The organism is Vibrio sp. V04_P4A5T148 (genome assembly GCF_963875605.1).
In the GTDB taxonomy this organism is placed as follows: Bacteria; Pseudomonadota; Gammaproteobacteria; order Enterobacterales; family Vibrionaceae; genus Vibrio; species Vibrio anguillarum.
In genome coordinates, this window is record NZ_CAWNMS010000019.1 from 51,237 (window position 1) to 73,029 (window position 21,793).

Genomic DNA, 21,793 nt, shown 5'->3' on the forward strand with positions numbered 1-21,793 from the left:
CTAAATTCCTTTTACGCCAAGAGAAGATAGTTCCAGATTATCCCAGAGCATATGTCGACCTTCAGCATCAAGCCTAAACTGGGCCTGTTGGACGATATCGGGAGAAACAGTGCTAGAAATAACCTTTTTATAAAGCTCAACCGTCTTACCCAAGTTTCTTGAAAAACGTTCCGGATAGTAAAGCCAACTCTCTTCCATGCATTCTAAAAAGGACAACAGCCGATATAGCGGCTCTACATCATTGACCAGTTTTGCGTGCTGGCATTTGATACAGCTTTCATAATCGAAGCATGTTTGACTGTCGGCAAGTTTACTCTTTTCACTCTGCTCCTTCTGCTGAAAACACGCGACACCAACACCATTCAAGTTTGCCTTACTGCCTATCAACTCATCAAACTTGATAACTGGTACACCCAACTCAGAGGCTAACTCGGCTTTCGATTGTTCCAGGGAAGCCCCTGAGCTCATTTTTTCAATAACAGCCAGCCCTTGTGACATGATCAGTTGATTGTCATAGCTGTTACCTTCACTGTAATGCTTGAGCACTGTGCGGTATTGATTATTTAATATCTGTGAAACGTGCAATTCAGTTCTATTCGCTTTTCTCCTTGCAAGCTTTGCAGCGGTTTCCCTAAACCGGCTGGACGTCAAATTTGCAAAAAACTGCCCGACATGAATCCCATAGTCGCCTAATTGCCCCAAGTTAGGCGCTAAACCTTCCCACTGGCTGGCCTCTCTTTCACTACCCAAAGGCAATAGATAATGTATCTTTGATACGTTTTTACGCTGCCGAGTTATTGCATACGCCGCCAAACGTTCTAAGAACTTTTCGTATTTAGTATCAATAATGAAGCTGCCTTGATTTCCATTTTCGTAGTGAAAATCAACTCTTAAGGTCCCATCCTCCAAGCTCTTTTTTAACGGCAGAATTATGTGCTTCAGATTCACGCCTTCTGAGCTATTTTTCGGGTGAGCAACAATGATGGCATGCAATATAGCAAAGCTAAGTGTCGTCACTCGTCTGTTGCAAAATCGACGTATAACCCTTTTGTTCTTTATAACCGTTCTGTTTACCAGCTTCACCTCATCGAATTCGATATAGCCTTTTGAGCTTGTCTCTATAAAGTGAGCATGGATACCCATTAGATATGGGATGGATTTGAATACTCCGTCTGACATTAACAGAAGGCGGCCGGATAGCTGGGTATTAATAAGCAATGCCGAATTTAAAGCTCGCTGCTCACCATCTCTATCTAACCAATAAAGAAATTTGTCATTTGTTCTAGTGGCATATTTAAGGGATAGGGCCAATAGTGTTTCGATGAACTGTAAAGATTTCTTATGCACCTCCCCACCAACGAGCGACAGCACTTCCTTGTTTGCTCTTCGTTTGAGCGCGGTCAGTCTGTAATACTCAGCACTTTTATCTTCTATCCAAGTAACCGGGTGGCACAAGTCTAACAACTGGCTTGTATTAAACGCGGTAAAGTAACTGAGGAGGTAATACCCGCACGCCATGGCTTGGTTAAATGCGGTGTCGACATTCATCATCGCGTCCTTGGCCCGTCCCTTTTTATTCTGAGCCTTTACTGGAACATCAAAAAACGCCTGTTTTATTTCAACGGATATCACGCAGGGAGGCGATTCACTTAACAGTGGAATAGCTAACTGAAAAAAGTAAGAAGATAATCGGTTCAGGATTATTGGCAGTTCCCGCTCTGAATAGGCTTCATAGGACTTAGGCTTTCCGGAGCGAAACCGTCGCAGTTGTTTCCCCCACTGAAAAGCATTTTCACCACACCATGTTAAGGCTTGCTCAGTTGTAGAAAATATATAACCTGCCGTTCGCTCTTTTAATCCCGTTTCTTGCCCTTCTGACATCTGCCATATAGGTGCGGAAGCATTGCCAAGCAAAACAAGCTCCCATAGATGGCGGTGATATTGTCTCCAGGTGGTTTCAGAGAAAGGGTATAAGCTATTTTGGTCGCACCATACCAGATATTGTTTGAACTTTAGAAAACTGTTATACAGTGTCGCATGGGCCGTTTGGCGATCTAGTTCCTGCTTAAAAGCATAGGCATATCTGGTGACTTGCGGTTGTCTATCCTGCTTTTTCTTTGTCAGATCACATAAATAATGCGCCAGTCCTTGCAGGTCAACTGATGTGACGAAATTGTCGATTAGTAATTCATAGCTCCAGGTAGGAAAGGTTGTAACCGCACTATCTTCTGGTCGCCTTAACCGTGAACCGCTTAAACTACTTTTCGCCATCAGATCCACCGAACAACTGGAAAATGTCACTCATGTGATCCGCATGCTCCAGCATCAAGGCATTGGATTCGATGAACTCGACATACTTAAAGGTTGAAGTAAAACTGTTATGGCCCATCAGTTCTTGAAGTATTGAAGCAGCAGCCCGCAGGCTACCTTTCTCCTCCCAAAGCTTATGAAGCGTGTAGGTTGCATAAGTTGATCTCAAGTCATGAATGGCATAGTTAAAATCTCTGTACCGCCCAGAAATCACCTTTCGTATGTCTGAAAATGACTTCTCTATCGTATTGGAATTAAACGGTTTACCCTGGCGGCTAATAAATAGCTTTCGCTCGTCATTTTTACCCTTTGCGGTATATTTTTGTCGGGAGGGGGACCATAAGTATTGATAGAGTTTAAACATCAGCGATGCCGGGAATTCGACATAACGCTGTTTACTGAACTTTGTTTTCACCCCATTTTTCGGCCCTATAGACACTGGAATTGCATATGAACTATCCGGATTAAAAATGATCGACTCAGGTATGGTGAGAACCTCTTGCAACCTCATTCCTGTGGCCAATCCAACCTCAAAGATTAGCGCCTTATCTTCTGGGATTTCTTTTATGTGCTCTAAAAATGCCTCAAGGTGCTCTTGAGTTAAAGGCGATAGTGTCCGAGTTACATGTTTCTTTTGTTCCCTGGGAAGCTTTTTCATTAAATTAGTCGTCTGTACACTAATAACCCGTTGGGAATGAGCCAGCATCCCCGACTGACGCAGAGACACGATTTCAAAATCAAACGGCTTGTTCCTTTCTGAAAACTCGATGAGGTTGTTCCGACCAAGAAACTTGTAAAAGTTTACAATGACTCTTAAGTACGTCTTGGCTGTGGATATTGCAATATCATCCGACTGGATAGCGCTGACGAGGAAATCTGCGAACCTAAATGTTTGCTTGCGGCTTTTTGAATGGGGAAACTGCCAGTAGTTTAAGTTGTTCTGATGAAGAAACCTAAAATAAAGAAGTAGCGCTTTTGCATCCGTTGCAGTGCTTTTAGCCTGCTCTTCATCTTTCTTCCAGAAGAGATATAGGCATACGGGTTTGACAAGTGAACCATCTGGATCAACCAACACATGGACGGCAATCTCTTCTTGGTTTTCACGTGCAGCAAGCTTTAAGGTTTCTTCGCCAGTTTCTTTGTCTATGGATAGAGACAGTTCGGGATCTCTATAGACATTCACTTCACGGATACAAAAATCGTTATCAATCATGGTGACTGAAATTTCTCCTCATTTGACTTACTGCAGTAGCATACTAAGTCATATTAATTTGAAAATACAATCACCAAGGTTAAGGGGCTACTCCATCAGCCCAAGGATAGAAACTTTATTGTCTTCCGACAATATGCGCTCTAACCACCTTGTATCACTCAACCGTTACCGCTTTGGCGAGGTTACGAGGTTGGTCGACATCCGTACCTTTGATTAAAGCAACATAATAAGAAAGAAGCTGCATTGGAATGGTGTAGTAGATCGGCGCGGTAATTTCACTCACGTGTGGCATGGTGATGATTTTCATTGTTTCATCAGCCGCAAAGCCAGCGTCTTGATCGGCAAACACATACAGCAAACCGCCACGAGCACGTACTTCTTCAATGTTCGATTTTAGCTTCTCTAACAGCTCGTTATTTGGCGCGACCACGACAACGGGCATGTCAGCATCAATCAGTGCTAATGGGCCGTGCTTTAATTCGCCTGCCGCGTATGCTTCAGCATGAATGTAAGAGATTTCCTTCAGCTTTAATGATGCTTCAAGCGCGATAGGGTAAAACTCACCACGACCTAGGAATAGAGTGTGGTGTTTATCTGCGAAATCTTCAGCCAGTGCTTCAATCTGCTTTTCATAGGCAAGGGCTGCATTAATTTGCGCAGGCAGTGCATGCAGTGCTTCAACAATTTCCGCCTCTTTTTCTTTATTAATGCACTGCTTTTGTTTACCAAGAGCGGTCACTAATATTAGCAAGGTTGCAAGCTGAGTAGTGAAGGCTTTGGTTGACGCCACACCAATTTCTGTTCCAGCGCGAGTCATGAATGCAAAGTCAGATTCACGAACCAGTGAAGAACCCGCTACGTTACAAATAGTCATCGCGGCCATGTAACCTTTTTCTTTCGCCAAGCGCAAAGCGGCTAAGGTATCTGCCGTTTCACCGGATTGAGAAAGCGTGATCAACAAGCTATTTGGACGAGTGACAAATTTGCGATAGCGAAATTCAGAGGCAATTTCCACATCGCAACTCACGCCTGCCAATGCTTCAAACCAATAACGCGCTGTCATGCCTGCGTTGTACGACGTTCCGCAAGCGACGATTTGTACATGTTCCACTTGGCTAAGAATTTCGGCAGCGTTCACGCCAATGCTTTCTGTCACTACGCTGTCTTTGGTGATGCGGCCTTCCATGGTGTTAATCAATGCCGTTGGCTGTTCAAAGATCTCTTTTTGCATGAAATGACGATATTTACCTTTATCGCCAGCGTCGTGCTCTGCGTTAGATTCGCTAATTTCACGCGTCACCTGTTCGCCGTTTGCAGCAAAAACCGTCACATCGCGGCGCGTAACTTCCGCGACATCACCCTCTTCAAGATACATAAAGCGGCGTGTAACATTCAGCAAAGCTAATTGGTCTGAAGCTAAGAAATTCTCACCGACACCAAAACCGATCACGATCGGGCTACCAGAGCGAGCAACCACAACACGGCTTGGATCTTTGCGATCAAGCACCACAGTACCGTAAGCACCCTCGAGTTGTTTAACCGTTTTTTGCACCGCTTCAAGCAGTGAACTGGACGTGCGCAGTTCCCACTCAACAAGGTGAGCAATCACTTCAGTATCGGTTTGCGATTCAAAAAGGTAGCCGCGTTCACGCAGAACATCACGTAGCGTTTCATGGTTTTCGATAATGCCGTTATGCACAACCGCAATATCGCCCGACATGTGTGGGTGAGCATTAATTTCGGAAGGTTCACCGTGTGTCGCCCAGCGCGTGTGCGCAATGCCTGTGCCTCCGGCAACATGTTGCTTTTCGACTGCATCGGCTAGCTCTTGCACTTTGCCTAAACGACGAACGCGCGTTAATTGACTCGCACTATCCACCACAGCAACACCGGCTGAATCATAGCCGCGATATTCCAAGCGGCGTAGTCCTTCCACTAAAATTTCAGCCACATCTCGTTGTGCTACTGCACCGACAATTCCACACATAAGGTTTTTACTCCATTTTAGATTTATGCTTCATCCCTAAAGCCGCAAGCGAAGGCCTTTATTTAGGAATGGTTGAATAGGGGTTAATTAAGCTCGGATCACTCGCACTTGGTGCGATTCAATCAATGCGGCATCTTGAACGGTTAGATCGTTATCGGTCACTAACACGTCGATATGCTCCCAAGCGAGCTCAAGGTTGGGAATTTTTCGGCCAACTTTGTCTGATTCGATCATCACGATCACTTCTCGTGAGACTTCGGCCATCACTTTGCTCAGGCCAATCAGTTCATTGAAGGTGGTGGTGCCACGTTCAAGATCAATACCGTCAGCGCCAATAAACAGTTGGTCAAAATCGTAAGAACGCAGTACCGATTCAGCCACTTTGCCCTGAAAGGACTCGGAATGGGTATCCCAAGTACCGCCCGTCATTAATAGTGTCGGTTCACTTTCTAGTTCATTAAGGGCGTTCGCTACGTGCAATGAGTTGGTCATCACAACCAAACCGCGTTTATCATTCAGTTGCTGAATTAATGCTGCCGTAGTACTACCACAGTCAATAACGATGCGATTGTGGTCTCGAATTAACTTAGCCGCCGCTTTAGCCAGCTTTATCTTTCGATTCGAAACTTTAGGATTAAACTCATCATTGACCACCTCTTTAGGCAGTGCAATCGCACCGCCGTAACGGCGTAAGAGTTGACCGTTTTTCTCTAAAGAGGCCAAATCCTTTCTAATCGTCACCTCTGAGGTTTCAAACTGAGCAGAGAGTGCATCAACACTGACCTCACCCTGTTCATTCACAAGGTTAGCGATGGTGTGTCTTCTCAGTTGTGTATTTCGTTTCGACATTTATATTTTTCTTAAAGATTACGAATCGAAAGCAATAATAATCGAATCGAAACTTTACTGTCTATTTATTTCGATCTAAAAAATTAATAATTCACGCTAAAACCTTGTCCTAAGACAATTCTTAGGCAGTGATATTGAACTCATTAGGTGGTAGAATTCGCGCCGAAAAGAAAAAAAATTACAGAATTGACTGTTATTCTTTTGCAACTTAACCGATTTAAACTCAATAAGTGGCAAAATAACGCTACAAAATCGACAATGCTTGGTCATAAAATGACTAAACTGTTGAAAGACTTTCAGCTCTAATGTCACAAAATCACATCAATATTGTTGGGTAATAGATAAGAAAAATTGCCGCTTGTGATGACGCTAGAACACTCAACCAACTTCAAATTGTAATCATATTTACCGGAGAGAACCTTCCATGAAAAAGACCAAAATCGTATGTACGATTGGCCCTAAAACTGAATCTGTAGAGAAGCTTACTGAGCTAGTGAATGCTGGCATGAACGTTATGCGTTTGAACTTCTCTCACGGTGACTTCGTAGAACACGGCACTCGTATTGCGAACTTCCGTAAAGTAATGGAAAACACTGGTAAACAGCTTGCGATCCTTTTAGACACTAAAGGTCCTGAAATCCGTACCATCAAACTAGAAAATGGTGATGACGTTGATCTCGTGGCTGGCCAGGATTTCACTTTCACTACTGATGCAACCGTTGTAGGTAACAAAGATAAAGTTGCCGTGACTTACTTAGGTTTTGCTAAAGACCTTACTGTAGGTAACAAAATTTTGGTTGATGACGGCCTGATTGAAATGGAAGTGATTGCAACCACAGAAACTGAAGTGAAATGTAAAGTGCTGAACAACGGCGCGCTAGGTGAAAACAAAGGTGTTAACCTTCCTAACGTTTCAGTGAACCTTCCAGCTCTTTCTGAAAAAGATAAAGCAGACCTTAAATTTGGTTGTGAGCAAGGCGTTGATTTTGTTGCTGCTTCTTTCATTCGTAAAGCTGACGACGTACGTGAAATCCGCGAACTGCTAACAGCAAACGGTGGCGCAGATATCCAAATCATCTCTAAAATTGAAAACCAAGAAGGCGTTGATAACTTCGACGAAATTCTTGAGCTTTCTGACGGTATCATGGTTGCTCGTGGCGACCTAGGTGTTGAGATCCCTGCTGAAGAAGTTATCTTTGCACAGAAGATGATGATCGAAAAATGTAACCGCGCACGTAAAGTGGTTATCACAGCAACTCAAATGCTTGATTCAATGATCAAGAACCCACGTCCAACTCGCGCAGAAGCTGGCGACGTAGCCAACGCGGTAATGGATGGTACAGATGCAGTGATGCTTTCTGGCGAAACAGCAAAAGGTAAATACCCTGTTGAAGCGGTCACTATCATGGCGCAAATCTGTGCTCGTACAGACCGCGTTCTACAAGCTGAGTTGGGTTCTCGTTTAGACAGCCCACGCCTACGCATTACTGAAGCCGTATGTAAAGGTGCGGTAGATACTGCTGAGAAATTGGCGGCTCCACTTATCGTGGTCGCAACTGAAGCGGGTAAATCAGCTCGTTCAGTGCGTAAGTACTTCCCAACTGCGAACATCATTGCTGTAACTACTAACAAGAAAACGGCGGCTCAACTCGTTCTAACTAAAGGTGTAACACCGGTTGTTGTTGATACTATCGACAGCACTGATGCGTTCTACATCAATGGTAAAGAGATTGCACTGGCTTCTGGTCTAGGCAAGAAGGGTGACATCGTAGTGATGGTTTCTGGTGCACTTGTTGCCTCAGGTACAACCAACACAGCTTCTGTTCACGTTCTATAATCGAACGTCGAATACAAAGCAGAAAAAATCGGGGCTTGCCCCGATTTTTTATTTTCGCTATTTACGCTTTACTTGCCAAACCCATCACTCTTTGCGGTATGCCTTAAGCAAGATCATCACTGCTTTTGCACAGTGAAATTCGATTTCGCCCTAAGGTTTTCGCCTCATATAAAGCAATGTCAGCGCATTTATACGAGCGTTTACCATCTGCGGTTAAGTCAGTAAAGCCAGCGCTGATAGTCACGGTGAGGCTTTGCTCTACCGCTACTCGTAATCGGTCTAGGACAGTCTCGGCTTCTTCTACAGAAGTGTGCGGCATAATAATCGCAAACTCTTCACCGCCAATACGTGCCAGAAAATCGGTGGTACGCAATGTTTGGCTCAAAATTTCACCAACTTTAATAATGACACGATCACCTTCATCATGTCCTTGTTCATCATTCACTCGTTTAAAGTAATCAATATCAATTAAGACGAGACAAACATGATGGCTTTCGGGATAACGTTGAATGATGTGCGTATGATGCTGCAATTCTGCTTCAAATTTACGCCGATTCCATAGCTGAGTTAACGCATCTTTTTCACTCAATTCTCGCAATCGGTTTTCTAAGACTTTGTACTGAGTAATATCGACTAAAGAGGTGATGTAATAACTGACTTTAGTCGCCTCTTTAATCGCTTGAATTCTCATGATGGCGGTTAGAGTCTCACCTTGTGTATTGACCATTTCTACTTCACCTTCCCAGAAATGTTGTTGCGATACCTCTTCAAGCACCTCGAGCATAAACTCCATACCATTTGGACTGAGCAGTAACTTTAATGCGTTACTGCCTTTTATCTCGTCAATAGTCAAACCTGTAATCTTTTCAAATTCGCCATTAACCATCATCACTTTGTGCTTTCTGTCTGAGATCATCACTGCAGACATACCATTCAAGGCCGCTCTTGCCAGTTTGCTTTCAATACTTCGATGATGGTAATGCAACGCCATAGAAACCATGGGAAGCGCAAAAATGAGTATAACGAAGAAGACAAAAAAAGCTTCTTTGATTAAATCGTTGACGTCACGCTTCGCTCGATGATCTAATTGCTCATCGGTGAGTTGAATCATCAAAAAAACAGGTTTCAATGAAGCAAATTTAAGGGTTTTATAAACCGTAACCTTGCCATTTTCGAATACATAGCCAGAAGGAGTTGTCTGCATTTGCTGCCAAGTTTTCGGTAGCAGAAGTGCAAGATTCTCGTATTGATTAGACGGTAATAAGTCTCCAAATAATTTGGTTTTATCGTTGGAAGACCAATAGAAACCTGAATCGCCGATCAGCTCAGGAGTTAATTGTGGATCACGGACATGATTTAAACGCGAAGATTGTGACCAAATATCAACATTGAGGACTAAATAGCCTTTTCGCTCCCCTAATACGGTAACTGGCGTAATCACACATAGCATCGGCTGTGTAGCCGCAGCACTTCGAGCACTAGCCAATGCAATGCCCCAAACCCCCACTTCTCCCTCTGACAGGTTTTCTGCAAAGGCAACATAACCATGATGTGAAAGGTCTTGAAGATTTTTTGCACTAGAGGCTAAATGGTTGTCCGCAGAATAATCAATACGAAGTCGCTCATGCCCAGATAAATCCAAAAGTGTAATCGAACTATACCATGTCTGCTTTTCAGCAACAGAAGACCATATATTTTCAAGATGCTGCTGGTTTATCTCTGAAGGAGAAAAAATAAATTCATACAAACTTTGGCTTCGACTAAGCAAATCAATAATGGAACCGACCTGAGCTTTCAACCCCCGATACTGTCGCTCACTTTCATTGAGTTGATCAAACGCCTCCGCTACCGTGTTTTGCGTTGCGTTGTCTTTCACTTCTTGGTAGCGCTGATAGTAATACCCAGTCACTATTGCGCTGAATAAGAAACAAATGATGAGAAGGATGCTGATTATTTTTGTGTATCTCATGACTTGTCTAAATATTAACCCTAAATAGTGATGAGCGGATTATAGCATCTTAAAAAATAGACAAAACAAAAAGCTACCGATTAATAATACAATCAATTTATGGAAGTAAAGGCTCGTTTTTATCCACTTTAAATTAACTAATTAATCAGTAGCTTAGGTAAGGGCTTAGTTGTTTAATTGATAGACTACGTCCACCCTATCGCGAATAATAAGCGTCGAGTCTTGGTAACTATTAGATTCAGATTTTGCATCCATTGCCATGGCACGCATCATAATCGGCTGCACGCTGGGCGAGTTGTAGTCTATCTGCCACACATCACCTAATTTCAACTTAAATCCTTCCGCCAATGATAGCGCTTTGATATTCGCATCTTGAATCGCCGCTAGCCGAGCTTGTTGCTGGTATTGCTCTTGATTCCGAACTTTAAGTTGAATATTGTCGACTTGGTTAATGCCCTCACCGAGCGCTACATCAAGGTATTGATTAAGCTGGCTTAAATCTTCAACCTCAACCGTGACACTTCTTGTTGCTTGATAACCCACTAACTCAGGCTTGCCGGACTTAGGGTAGTGATATTGAGGGACAAGGTAGAGATTTGAACTCGATATTTGTTGGGAAGTCACACCGGATTCTTTCAAACGCGCCACAAATGCTTCTACCACTTTGTCGACCGCTCTTTTTGCCTGCTCCGCCGTCAGCGTCGATTCAACCACTTTAACTGAAAACTCAGCCATATCAGGTACCGCAACGACTTCACCATAACCTGTCGTTGAAAGATGAGGAAAATTCATTTCCTGCGCCATAGAACCAAAACTGAGCAATCCAGATAATAGCGTTACACTTGTCATTAATTTCATGGGAGTTACCTTAGTCAAATGGGTGAATACATCATAGGCGATACTCTATATAAGCACAGTTAATAGCTTATGAAATGACACAACTTTGACGTTGAACTTTTGTCATTGCGGCAACACTTGGCGAGCATATTGAACGATGGCCTGAGAAATTTCCTGTAATATTCCCGTTTCTAACTGCCAATGATGCCAATAAATACGGTTGGTTAAAATGAACCCTGGTGTAATGTCGGTAAGCGTGCCTATTTCGAGCTCTTGTGCTATCTGTAAGCGAGGGATCAAACAATACGCCGCACCGGATAGGGCTAATTTAACAAAAGCTTCTGAACTACCCACGGTATGGTTTATGACGGCATCTCTTGGCACATTGAAGTGATCATGCAAATATTTTTTATGCAGATCATCATACTGATCATACGATACCGCTGGTGCTTTTTTTAAGGTATGAAAGTTCACACCTTGAGAGAAATAACGCTGATAAAACTCCGGGCTGGCAACACACACATAGTCCATTCGGCCTAAGTAGTCAGCATGACAACCAGGAATGGCTTGCGATTCTAAGCTTATTGCGCCAGCTACTTCGCCATTTTTAATTTTTTCGATCGTACGTGACTCACCAAAAACCGTCAGGTTCAACTCAACTTGCCGCGTTTTCATCGTATTCGATAACGCAGGAAGTAACCAAGTGGCCAAACTGTCCGCATTAGTGGCAATAGCTATTGAAACGGGCCGCGTATTCTCCTCATTCATCAATTCAGGCACCAATTCATTTTCAAGCAAACACACCCTACGATACAACCCTAGCAATTTTTTTCCCACCAGCGTTGGCCTTGGTGGCTGCTCTCGAATCAGGACTGGTTGGGCGATAAATCTCTCTAATTGCTTGATCCTTTGAGAAATAGCCGATTGTGAAATATAGAGATTTTCAGCGGCTCGTTCAAAGCTTCCTTGTTGCAGTACCGCATCTAATGCCTCAATCCATTTGTAATCTAGCCCTCTCATCCTAGGCTCCTTTTTAATATTATATTAGTATTACTAATATAATATTAAAATCATTAATTATACTTATTTTTATACTCTCGCTATTGTGCGCTCACTGTATTGAATTATTACGATGAGGTGAGCTGTGAATGTGTGGATTTTGCTACAAGGTTTTGGATTAGGTGCAACGATGATTATTCCTATTGGTGCACAAAATGCCTATGTGCTAAACCAAGGAATTAAGCGCAATCACCACTTAACGACGGCGACCATCTGTAGTCTACTGGATGTGATTTTTATTTCTCTGGGTATATTTGGTGGCGGTGCCCTACTCTCAAGTAACGAAATCTTACTGACCTCGGTTACCTTAGGCGGTGTTGCTTTTCTCTCATTTTATGGATTTATTTCTTTAAGGAGTGCCTTCACTTCAACAAGCACTAATGAATCGGATGGCGAAGTGATCGCACGTGGTAAACGAACGGTTATTCTAGGCGCGTTAGCCGTTACTGTGCTTAACCCACATTTATACTTAGATACGGTTGTGATTTTGGGATCGATTGGTGGTCAGTTTGAAGGCCATGATCGCATCGCGTTTGCGCTAGGAACCATGATGGCCTCTTTTGTATGGTTTTATTCTTTATCAATTGGTGCTGCGAAGCTGGGGCCGACGCTCTCAAAGCCTAACGTGAAGAAAGGAATAGACATGGCCGTGGCTGCAATGATGTTTAGCATCGCCTTTATCCTTGCAAAAGGGCTGGCAATTCAATATCTGGTGTAAGTGTATAACCAACAAAAAGAAAGGGCATGAACTGAATAATCATTTCATGCCCTTTTCACTTGATTGAAAATGAATTAATTCATTTTATTCAGATGAACATCCATTTGTGGGAATGGGATCTCAATACCTTCTTTATCCAACTCTTCTTTGATGGCTTGTAACAAATCAAAATAAACAGCCCAATACTCTGCCGTTTTCACCCAAGGGCGAACCACAAAATTGACTGAAGAATCGGCCAAGGCCATTACACCAATAGTCGGTGCAGGATCTTTCAACAAACGAGGCTCTGCCGCGACTACTTTAGCCAGCACTTCCTTGGTTTTTTGCAGATTGGACTTATAAGAAACACCAATCACCAAATCAATACGACGAGTGTCATGGCGTGAATAGTTAACAATTGGGCCACTGATGATCGAACCATTAGGCACAATCACCATTTTATTGTCAGGCGTGCGCAGTACTGTTGAAAAAATTTGAATCGATTCAACCGATCCAGCAGTACCACTCACTTCCACGTAATCACCGGATTTGAATGGGCGGAATGCCACAATCAAAACGCCCGCAGCAAAGTTTGATAGCGAGCCTTGTAGCGCTAAACCAACCGCCAATCCAGCCGCACCGATAATGGCCACAACAGAAGCGGTTTGCACACCAATGCGACCTAAAGCGGCAATTAATACCACTACAAATAGCGTATAACGGACTAGGCCATGAACAAACTCAACAACTGCTTTGTCCATGTCTTTCTTTTTCAGAGCCTTGGCAACACTTCCAGCGACAGCTTTAACAACAATGTTACCGATAAATAGGATCAGAATAGCGGAAATAATATTGACGCCGTATTGTATCAAAAGATCTGAATTATTGGTCAGCCAAGTATTGGCTTGCGCTAAACCATCGACTAATGGAGCTTCGATGCCCATTGATTCACCTGACATATTGCATTTCCTCTTTATAAAATCATTTTGAATGTTGTTGTTACCACTGAACATCAAAGACAAAAAACGACTGACAGCAGAGTGTCAGTTTTTTGGCACAATATCTCACTTTGGTTATGTTGCAAAGTCAGTTTTATGTAAACACTGACAAAACAAATAGTTACTTGGAAGCATTGATATGAGCTTGTTAGAGGTTAAGCAATATTTTAACAATCCGCCAGTCATTTTGTCTGAATCTCGGCCATAAAAAAACCCGCTCATTGAGCGGGTTCATCACTTAGTCCAGATAAATGAACTTATAGTACGTCGATCGCATTAAGGTCAGCGAAGGCTTTCTCTAAACGAGCAACCATCGATGCTTGACCAGCACGTAGCCATACGCGTGGATCGTAGTATTTCTTGTTTGGCGCAGATTCACCCGTAGGGTTACCAATTTGACCTTGTAGGTAGTCATGGTTTTCAGCTTCGTACTGACGAATACCGTCCCAAGTTGCCCACTGAGTATCAGTATCGATGTTCATTTTGATAACACCATAGCTGATTGACTCTTTGATCTCGGCTTCAGAAGAACCAGAACCACCGTGGAATACGAAGTTTAGAGAGTTCGCTGGAAGGCCAAATTTCTCAGAAACATACGCTTGTGAATCACGTAGGATAGTTGGAGTCAGTACCACGTTACCCGCTTGGTAAACACCGTGTACGTTACCAAAAGAAGCTGCGATAGTGAAACGGTGGCTCACTGCGCTCAATTTCTCGTAAGCGTAAGCTACGTCTTCAGGAGAAGTGTACAGCTCAGATGAATCCATGTCTGAGTTGTCAACGCCGTCTTCTTCACCACCAGTACAACCCAGTTCGATCTCGATAGTCATACCCATTTTAGCCATACGCTCTAGGTATTTCGCACAAGTTTCAACGTTCTCTTCTAGAGACTCTTCAGAAAGGTCTAGCATATGAGAAGAGAATAGAGGCTTACCAGTTTGAGCGAAGAACTCTTCGCCTGCGTCTAGTAGACCGTCGATCCAAGGAAGTAGTTTCTTCGCAGCGTGGTCAGTGTGAAGAATAACAGGCACACCGTAAGTTTCTGCTACAGCGTGAACATATTTCGCGCCAGCAACCGCACCTAGGATTTGTGCACCTTGACCAGCAAGTTTAACGCCTTTACCAGCAAAGAAAGCCGCGCCACCGTTAGAGAACTGAACAACCACTGGCGCTTTAACTTTAGATGCAGCTTCAAGAACCGCATTGATAGAGTCAGTGTTCACTACGTTTACTGCAGGAAGAGCAAAGTTATTTTGTTTTGCAACTTCAAATACTTTCTGTACGTCATCGCCAGAAATTACGCCTGGTTTTACGAAATCGAAGATCTTAGACATGGATTTGATCCTATTTTTTCTATCGTTTTAAAAATAAAACAGTTAAGTTTAAATTCTTGCAAACGTTTGCTCACAACTGGCGTCATTCTATCAGAATAAAAACACACGTGCAGCAAACAAGAAAGCGGGAATCACTCCCGCTTTCATTAGTCATTAAGCTTTCGCGCGTGCTTCTAGCATTTCAACCGCTGGTAGTACTTTACCTTCAACAAACTCAAGGAATGCACCGCCGCCAGTAGAGATGTAAGATACGTCGGCTTTGATACCGAACTTGTCGATTGCCGCTAGTGTGTCACCACCACCAGCCACTGAGAAACCTGCAGATTTCGCAATCGCTTCAGAGATACCTTTTGTACCTGCTTCGAAGTTTTTGAATTCAAATACGCCAACAGGACCGTTCCATAGAATGGTTTTTGCGTTAGCGATGATTTCAGCCAGTTGTGCGGTTGAGTCTGGACCTAGGTCGAAAATCATATCGTCATCTTGAACATCCGCCACGTTTTTGATTTCCGCTTCTGCGTTTTCATCAAAGGCTTTTGCACAAGCAACATCTGTTGCTACTGGAATAGAACACTCTTTCATCAACTTTTTAGCCGTTTCAAGCAAGTCTGCTTCATATAGAGACTTACCTACGTTATGGCCTGCTGCTGCGATGAAAGTGTTAGCAATACCACCGCCAACAACCAGTTGGTCAGCAATTTTAGATAGCGATTCTAGAACCGTTAGTTTAGTAGACACTTTTGAGCCACCAACGATAGCCACTAATGGACGCTCTGGGTTATCCATGGCTTTGCCTAGTGCTTCAAGTTCTGCTGCCAATAGTGGACCAGCACAAGCGATAGGTGCTTGCATACCAATGCCGTGAGTTGAGGCTTGTGCACGGTGAGCCGTACCAAATGCATCCATCACAAATACGTCGCAAAGAGCGGCGTATTTTTTAGATAGCTCTTCTTCGTTCTTTTTCTCGCCTTTGTTGAAGCGAACGTTTTCTAGAACAACAAGCTCACCTGCGTTTAGCTCTAGGCCATCTAGGTAATCTTTTGCCAGTTTAACTTCGCAATCTAGTGCGTCGTTTAGGTAATTAACCACTGGTAGTAGAGAGAACTCTTCCGCGTATTCGCCTTCAGTTGGACGACCTAGGTGAGAAGTAACCATCACTTTAGCGCCAGCCGCGAGGCAGTGCTGAATTGTTGGTAGTGATGCAAGAATACGTGCATCAGAAGTTACTTTGCCATCTTTCACTGGTACGTTTAGGTCAGCACGGATAAATACGCGTTTACCTGCTAGGTCCAGGTCGGTCATCTTGATTACAGACATGGTTTGTCCTCTCAAATATTAATAAATAAAGTTTTTGGAAACCCGGCAACCTTGCCGAGCCTATAAATTCTTCAAACTGGTTATCGATATGGAGATTTGAGTTATTTATTTCAAGCCTGAAAATAAATAAATCTCCATCATCCTGCTACTACTCGGATGCTTGCATTGCGAGTGCCGTATCCAGCATGCGATTCGCAAAGCCCCATTCGTTATCACACCAAACGAGCATTTTAACAAGCTGCCCGTTGCTCACTCTTGTTTGTGAACCATCAACAATCGCACTATGGGGATCGTGGTTAAAATCGATGGAAACAAGCGGAGCTTCAGTATAGTCAACAATGCCACGTAATGTACACTGAGATGCGTTAACAATGGTTTGATTTACGTCATTAACTTTCACATTTGTATTAATTGTGACACTCAAATCCATCGCGGTGACATTAACTGTCGGTACGCGCACTGATATCGCTTCAAATTTGTTAGAAAATTTCGGAAAGATCCTTTCAATTCCTTTGTGCAACTTGGTGTCCACTGGAATGATGGATTGGCTTGCGGAACGTGTTCGACGCAAATCGGTGTGGTAGGCATCGATCACTTGTTGATCATTCATTGACGAGTGAATGGTGGTAATGGTTCCTGAATCGATACCAAACGCTTCATCAAGCACTTTAATAATCGGTACAATGCAGTTGGTGGTACAGGATCCGTTCGACACAATGCGGTGTTCTGCGGTTAGCGTCTCATGGTTGACCCCATAAATGATTGTATTATCCAGATCATGTGAGCCGGGATGTGAAAAGAGTACCTTCTTTGCACCTGCCTCAATGTGCTCCAAACCATCGGCTTTTGAGCCGTACACACCCGTGCAGTCGAGCACAATATCAACGCCTAAATCGCGCCATGGCAGAAGTTTGATTTCACTAAGGTGCAAAATTCGAATCGAGTCATACTCATCCAGCCCATGATGAACATAGATATGCTCTTGATCATTGGTGATCTTTTTACCAAATCGACCATGAGTAGTGTCGTATTGCAGTAGATGCGCCATCGCATCAGGTAGCGCCAGCTCATTCACCGCCACCACTTTTATCTGCTGACTTTTTCCACTTTCATATATCGCACGCAGCACGTTGCGCCCGATACGCCCAAAACCATTGATCGCGACTTTAAGCATCATTCCATCGTCTTAACTTTTTTCGTGGTACAGATAGTAACCGATAGCGACCAAGAGCAACACCCCAAGCCATCAGTTGTCGCAAAAGATTCCGTTTCTAAACGGACTCAAGGTACAAGCAACGGCGGCTACGACAAGAAAGATGACCATAAAAAATGGCTCACCAAACGGGAGCCATTTCATTTGCGGTATTGATGGTTTAAAAGTTAACGTCAATACCTAACCAATAACGACGTCCATCTTCTACATAGCCATATTCTTGGTATGAAATTTCTTCATCGAGTAGATTGTAAATCGCACCTTTCAAGCTTACTTGAGAAGAAAGCGCGTAAGTGATGCCAGTATCGATGAACTGATAAGCTGGCTCAATCAAGCTGCTACGAGAAGGGCCAGTGACTGGGTTGCTCTCTTTTCCACGATAAGTCAGCTTCAACCAACTGCTCAAGTTGTCAGTCGCTTGCCAATCAATATCAGCGCTGAAGCGATGTTCAGGTTGTTGCTCAAGTGGCATACCTTGATATTTTCCGGTTTTTTGCTCTGAGTCAGTAAAGGTATAACTCGCGTTGAAATAAACCGTTTCTGTGATAGGTAAACCGAGCGTACTTTCAACCCCACGCGTGTACGCTTCATCAACGTTCACTCGATAAGTAGGATCAGAACCCCACTCGTTCGGACCTGCAGTACAAATGTGGCTGGGGCACACAACACGGGTAATTTTGTCTTTAAAATCATTATGGAAGAAAGTCAAACTCGCGTTAAGACCCGCTCCATTTTGGTACATCAACCCCAACTCTTTGTTGATTGAAGTTTCGGGTTTTAAATCTGGGTTGCCGTAGATATTACCGCCACCACTCACTTGCGCCCAATTTGGCGTGACTTCTCTGAGCTGCGGTGAACGGAAACCCGTGGCCACGCCACCTTTCAGAATCCACGCTGGATTGATGGTCCACACGCCATACGCTCTTGGGCTAAAATGAGAACCATAATTTTCATCGTGGTCAACACGGCCACCTAAGGTTAGGTTAAACGACTCGGTCATGCGCCACTCGTCTTCAACAAACGCCGCCCATTGAGTGCTTTCAATCTGAGTTAAATCAGAGGCTTTATTTGAGGTAAAATCTTCTAACTTTGAATGTGAAGCCTCAATGCCTACGGTTGCCGTATTGTTAGTCAATGGCACCACTAAGCTTGATTTAGCCACCGTATTGATGATCTCCATCTCACGGCTTTTATTGTGACTTACTTCACGTTGGACATAAGTATCCGACACACCATAGTCGCCCCAATCCCCTTGGTGAGAAAGGGAAATATAGGTTCTACGGTATTCGTTTAAGCTGTCTTCGCACCCACCTTTACAACCTGTCGTTGGCACGGATAACCCTACATTGCCTCGGCGATCTTGTGCGGAAGTACCCACTTCAAAAGTCAGATCATGCTGCTCATTAAGTTGGTAGTTCAACTTTGAAGTTAAACTTTTTAAGCTTTTGTCTTGGTAGCCACGTTCAATCTTATCTTCATCGCGTTCGGTACTCTGTCCATAAACTTGCAGAGAAAGATTGTCGGCCAGTGGCCCTGTCAGGAAGAAATTGACGCCGTTCTGATCGCCAGAATTGCGATTTTCTTGGAAAACCGTATCCAACTGAACACTGCCTGACCACTCTTGATTATCTTTTCGTGTGATGATGTTGATCACACCACCAATCGCATCTGAACCATACAAAGTCGACATTGGGCCACGAATCACTTCAATTCGTTCAATGGCTTGCAGTGGTGGCATCCATCCCTGCTCAATACCTGGGCCATCACTATTTGGTCGAGTTTGACGCGAAGATTGACGCTTACCATCGACTAACATCAAGGTGTAGTTTGAACTCATACCGCGCAAGCTGATGTCTGTTTTATCACCACCTCCAGTCACCAACACGCCCGGCACACTGCGCAGTGCATCGGTTACATCACGATAATAACGTGATTGCAACTCTTCTCGTGTAATCACACTGATACTCGCTGGAGCCTGCGCTTGTGTTTGTTCAAAACCAGCCGCCGTCACCACTAATTTCTCATAAGATTGAATTTCTTCAGCGAAAACGTGTGATGAGGTGAATAACCCGAGCGCCGCAGTAATTGCAACATTCAGCGGATTGAGTCTGGACATGTACCACTCCTTTAAATGATAATGATTATTAATTTCAGGAGTGGATTATTCATAATTTTGATGATTGAGATAGATAGACAGATGGAATGGTCGATACCGAATATGGAACACAGTGATGATTAGATTAAAAGGCCATTTTACTTATGCATGATTTCAGTGCGATCAAAGCTTTCCATGCTCTCTGTCAATACAAAAGCCTGACTGCGGCGGCGAAAGCGCTGGAACAGCCTAAGTCCACCCTCAGTCGACGTTTGGCGTCTTTGGAAAACGATCTCGGACAAGCCTTAATTGCTCGGCAAGGCAACCGCCTAACTTTGACTAAAGCTGGGCAAGTTTTTGCAGTTTATACAGAACAACTGCTTGAATTAGCAGAAAAAAGCCATGAAGCACTGCAAGAGTTTAATAACCAAATCAGCGGTGAAATGACCTTGGTGGTTCATCCGAACTTAATTCGTGGCTGGTTGAGCAACGTATTGGATGAGTTCATGCAAACCCATACCGAAATCAACATTCGACTCTACAGCCAATATGTGGCAGAAGAGTCGCATCTTGAGCCTGATTTATTGATTTGGATTGGCCCGTTTGCTCAACAAGGCTGGAGACGTGAATTGCTCGGCCATTGGCAATATTCACCTTATGCGTCGCCACACTATCTTGCCAATAACGACATGCCAGAGCATCCACAGGATCTAGTCAAACATCCTTGGATTGATTTTATCGCTTTTCGCCAAGAAGCTTTGGCTCTCATCCATCCTATTCACGGCAGCTATCTTTTACCTGCGCTCACAAGCCGCTTGCAGAGTGATAATTTAGCTATGCAAGCGGATGCAATAGCCAAAGGAAGAGGCATCGGCTTACTGCCAACATGGTTTGCCAAAGGCTTTGAACAAGCGCACCCAAACAGTGTGCAAGCATGTTTGCCAGAATGGTTGTCGCCACCCACTGAAATTAGTTGTCATTATCCAGCAGGCAGACATCCGCTCAAACTGCGTCTGTTTATCGACGCGCTACGTCAAGCCTGTCCTGAAGAATGGAAAGCATCATAAACATCAAGATCAAAAAAGCCCAGCGAATGACTCGCTGGGCTTTTGCATTAAAAATAAGAAGACTTAAGCAAGCAGTTCTTGTGCTTGTTTCACCACGTTTTCAGTCGTAAAGCCGAACATTTTGAACAGTTGATCCGCCGGTGCTGACTCACCAAAGGTAGTCATACCGATGATCTTGCCGCCAAAACCAACGTACTTGTACCAGAAATCCGCGATACCTGCTTCAATTGCAATACGCTTAGTCACGGCGGCTGGTAGTACGGCTTCGCGGTAGGCTGCGTCTTGTTTATCAAACGCATCGGTTGATGGCATCGAAACTACACGCACTTTCTTACCTTCGGCTGTAAGTTGCTCTGCGGCTTTCACCGCCAGTTCAACTTCAGAGCCAGTGGCAATCAGGATAAGCTCAGGCTGACCCGCGCACTCTTTTAGGATGTAACCACCTTTCGCGATATCCGCAACTTGCGCTTCGCTACGTGGTTGCTGCGCTAGGTTTTGACGAGAGAAAATCAGCGCTGATGGGCCATCTTTACGCTCAATCGCCAACTTCCATGCGACGGCTGATTCCACTTGGTCACACGGACGCCATGTGCTCATGTTCGGTGTCAAACGCAGTGAAGCCACTTGCTCAACCGGTTGATGGGTTGGGCCATCTTCGCCCAAGCCAATCGAGTCATGAGTGTAGACTTGGATGTTCTGAATCTTCATCAGCGCGGCCATTCGCATTGCATTACGGGCGTATTCCATAAACATCAGGAAGGTTGCGCCGTAAGGAACGAAGCCACCGTGCAGCGCGATACCATTCATGATGGCAGTCATACCGAATTCACGCACACCATAGTGAATGTAGTTACCCGAGAAATCTTCCGCCGTGAGCGATTGAGAGCCCGACCACATGGTGAGGTTAGACGGTGCCAAGTCCGCCGAGCCGCCCATAAATTCTGGCAGCATTTTACCAAACGCTTCCAGCGCATTTTGTGACGCTTTACGTGACGCAATATTGGCTGGGTT

16 protein-coding genes are annotated in these 21,793 nt (G+C 44.0%); 3 read left to right on the plus strand and 13 right to left on the minus strand.

From position 1 onward, the window contains the following. The 4 genes from AACT18_RS01905 to AACT18_RS01920 all read right to left on the minus strand — a co-directional run bounded on the left by AACT18_RS01905 (position 1) and on the right by AACT18_RS01920 (position 6,359). Positions 1 to 2,271, minus strand: coding sequence for a hypothetical protein (locus AACT18_RS01905; protein ID WP_094125553.1), 2,271 nt, complete (start codon positions 2,269 to 2,271; stop codon positions 1 to 3). Beyond that, positions 2,258 to 3,523: a tyrosine-type recombinase/integrase gene (locus AACT18_RS01910; RefSeq protein WP_094125554.1), complete on the minus strand. Its 1,266-nt coding sequence runs from the start codon at positions 3,521 to 3,523 to the stop codon at positions 2,258 to 2,260. The genes AACT18_RS01905 and AACT18_RS01910 overlap by 14 nt, the downstream gene beginning before the upstream one ends. 154 nt (positions 3,524 to 3,677) lie before the next feature. Next, positions 3,678 to 5,510 (minus strand): glutamine--fructose-6-phosphate transaminase (isomerizing), encoded by a 1,833-nt coding sequence (glmS, locus tag AACT18_RS01915; RefSeq protein ID WP_094125555.1) that lies wholly within the window; start codon positions 5,508 to 5,510, stop codon positions 3,678 to 3,680. An 87-nt stretch (positions 5,511 to 5,597) separates the two neighbouring features. Beyond that, positions 5,598 to 6,359: a DeoR/GlpR family DNA-binding transcription regulator gene (locus tag AACT18_RS01920; RefSeq protein ID WP_013857797.1), complete on the minus strand. Its 762-nt coding sequence runs from the start codon at positions 6,357 to 6,359 to the stop codon at positions 5,598 to 5,600. Positions 6,360 to 6,783: 424 nt separating this feature from the next. On the opposite strand from AACT18_RS01920, the gene pykF reads away from it, so the two are divergent. Next, on the plus strand, positions 6,784 to 8,196 hold the full coding sequence (gene pykF, locus AACT18_RS01925; protein ID WP_026027602.1) for a pyruvate kinase PykF: 1,413 nt from the start codon (positions 6,784 to 6,786) through the stop codon (positions 8,194 to 8,196). A gap of 103 nt (positions 8,197 to 8,299) precedes the next feature. Here pykF and AACT18_RS01930 read toward each other — a convergent pair whose 3' ends face one another. The 3 genes from AACT18_RS01930 to AACT18_RS01940 all read right to left on the minus strand — a co-directional run bounded on the left by AACT18_RS01930 (position 8,300) and on the right by AACT18_RS01940 (position 12,022). Continuing rightward, positions 8,300 to 10,165, minus strand: a complete 1,866-nt coding sequence (locus tag AACT18_RS01930; protein ID WP_094125034.1) for a sensor domain-containing diguanylate cyclase — start codon at positions 10,163 to 10,165, stop codon at positions 8,300 to 8,302. 165 nt (positions 10,166 to 10,330) lie between these two features. Further along, on the minus strand, positions 10,331 to 11,023 hold the full coding sequence (locus AACT18_RS01935) for an oxidative stress defense protein (RefSeq protein ID WP_176428373.1): 693 nt from the start codon (positions 11,021 to 11,023) through the stop codon (positions 10,331 to 10,333). Between the two features lie 102 nt (positions 11,024 to 11,125). Next, a complete protein-coding gene (locus AACT18_RS01940; RefSeq protein WP_017045436.1) occupies positions 11,126 to 12,022 on the minus strand; it encodes a LysR family transcriptional regulator ArgP in 897 nt (298 codons plus the stop codon). Between the two features lie 124 nt (positions 12,023 to 12,146). Between AACT18_RS01940 and AACT18_RS01945 the strand changes: the two genes are divergently transcribed. After that, positions 12,147 to 12,779: a LysE/ArgO family amino acid transporter gene (locus tag AACT18_RS01945; protein ID WP_017047512.1), complete on the plus strand. Its 633-nt coding sequence runs from the start codon at positions 12,147 to 12,149 to the stop codon at positions 12,777 to 12,779. Between the two features lie 74 nt (positions 12,780 to 12,853). Here the strand turns inward: AACT18_RS01945 and mscS are convergent, their stop codons facing one another. The 5 genes from mscS to AACT18_RS01970 all read right to left on the minus strand — a co-directional run bounded on the left by mscS (position 12,854) and on the right by AACT18_RS01970 (position 19,736). Next, complete coding sequence (gene mscS, locus AACT18_RS01950) at positions 12,854 to 13,780, minus strand: small-conductance mechanosensitive channel MscS (RefSeq protein WP_013857803.1); 927 nt, start codon at positions 13,778 to 13,780, stop codon at positions 12,854 to 12,856. Between the two features lie 233 nt (positions 13,781 to 14,013). Continuing rightward, positions 14,014 to 15,090: a class II fructose-bisphosphate aldolase gene (fbaA, locus tag AACT18_RS01955; RefSeq protein ID WP_013857804.1), complete on the minus strand. Its 1,077-nt coding sequence runs from the start codon at positions 15,088 to 15,090 to the stop codon at positions 14,014 to 14,016. A gap of 153 nt (positions 15,091 to 15,243) precedes the next feature. Further along, positions 15,244 to 16,407 carry a phosphoglycerate kinase gene (locus tag AACT18_RS01960; protein WP_026027969.1) on the minus strand — a complete coding sequence of 388 codons (1,164 nt, stop codon included), beginning with the start codon at positions 16,405 to 16,407 and terminating at the stop codon, positions 15,244 to 15,246. Positions 16,408 to 16,555: 148 nt separating this feature from the next. After that, complete coding sequence (epd, locus tag AACT18_RS01965; RefSeq protein WP_026027970.1) at positions 16,556 to 17,581, minus strand: erythrose-4-phosphate dehydrogenase; 1,026 nt, start codon at positions 17,579 to 17,581, stop codon at positions 16,556 to 16,558. Between the two features lie 199 nt (positions 17,582 to 17,780). Beyond that, a complete protein-coding gene (locus tag AACT18_RS01970; protein ID WP_094125363.1) occupies positions 17,781 to 19,736 on the minus strand; it encodes a ligand-gated channel protein in 1,956 nt (651 codons plus the stop codon). Between the two features lie 143 nt (positions 19,737 to 19,879). Here AACT18_RS01970 and AACT18_RS01975 point away from each other — a divergent pair, with 143 nt between their 5' ends. Then, positions 19,880 to 20,782, plus strand: a complete 903-nt coding sequence (locus tag AACT18_RS01975; RefSeq protein ID WP_094125364.1) for a LysR family transcriptional regulator — start codon at positions 19,880 to 19,882, stop codon at positions 20,780 to 20,782. A 63-nt stretch (positions 20,783 to 20,845) separates the two neighbouring features. On the opposite strand, the gene AACT18_RS01980 is transcribed toward AACT18_RS01975, so the two are convergent. After that, on the minus strand, positions 20,846 to 21,793 hold a 948-nt coding region (locus AACT18_RS01980), incomplete at its 5' end, for a transketolase-like TK C-terminal-containing protein (RefSeq protein WP_303396224.1).

Coding starts and splice junctions, on each gene's coding strand:
- AACT18_RS01905 (WP_094125553.1), bottom strand. CDS start 2,271: ATGGCGAAAAGTAGTTTAAGCGGTTCACGGTTAAGGCGACCAGAAGAT.
- AACT18_RS01910 (WP_094125554.1), bottom strand. CDS start 3,523: ATGATTGATAACGATTTTTGTATCCGTGAAGTGAATGTCTATAGAGAT.
- glmS (WP_094125555.1), bottom strand. CDS start 5,510: ATGTGTGGAATTGTCGGTGCAGTAGCACAACGAGATGTGGCTGAAATT.
- AACT18_RS01920 (WP_013857797.1), bottom strand. CDS start 6,359: ATGTCGAAACGAAATACACAACTGAGAAGACACACCATCGCTAACCTT.
- pykF (WP_026027602.1), top strand. CDS start 6,784: ATGAAAAAGACCAAAATCGTATGTACGATTGGCCCTAAAACTGAATCT.
- AACT18_RS01930 (WP_094125034.1), bottom strand. CDS start 10,165: ATGAGATACACAAAAATAATCAGCATCCTTCTCATCATTTGTTTCTTA.
- AACT18_RS01935 (WP_176428373.1), bottom strand. CDS start 11,023: ATGAAATTAATGACAAGTGTAACGCTATTATCTGGATTGCTCAGTTTT.
- AACT18_RS01940 (WP_017045436.1), bottom strand. CDS start 12,022: ATGAGAGGGCTAGATTACAAATGGATTGAGGCATTAGATGCGGTACTG.
- fbaA (WP_013857804.1), bottom strand. CDS start 15,090: ATGTCTAAGATCTTCGATTTCGTAAAACCAGGCGTAATTTCTGGCGAT.
- AACT18_RS01960 (WP_026027969.1), bottom strand. CDS start 16,407: ATGTCTGTAATCAAGATGACCGACCTGGACCTAGCAGGTAAACGCGTA.
- epd (WP_026027970.1), bottom strand. CDS start 17,581: ATGCTTAAAGTCGCGATCAATGGTTTTGGGCGTATCGGGCGCAACGTG.
- AACT18_RS01970 (WP_094125363.1), bottom strand. CDS start 19,736: ATGTCCAGACTCAATCCGCTGAATGTTGCAATTACTGCGGCGCTCGGG.
- AACT18_RS01975 (WP_094125364.1), top strand. CDS start 19,880: ATGCATGATTTCAGTGCGATCAAAGCTTTCCATGCTCTCTGTCAATAC.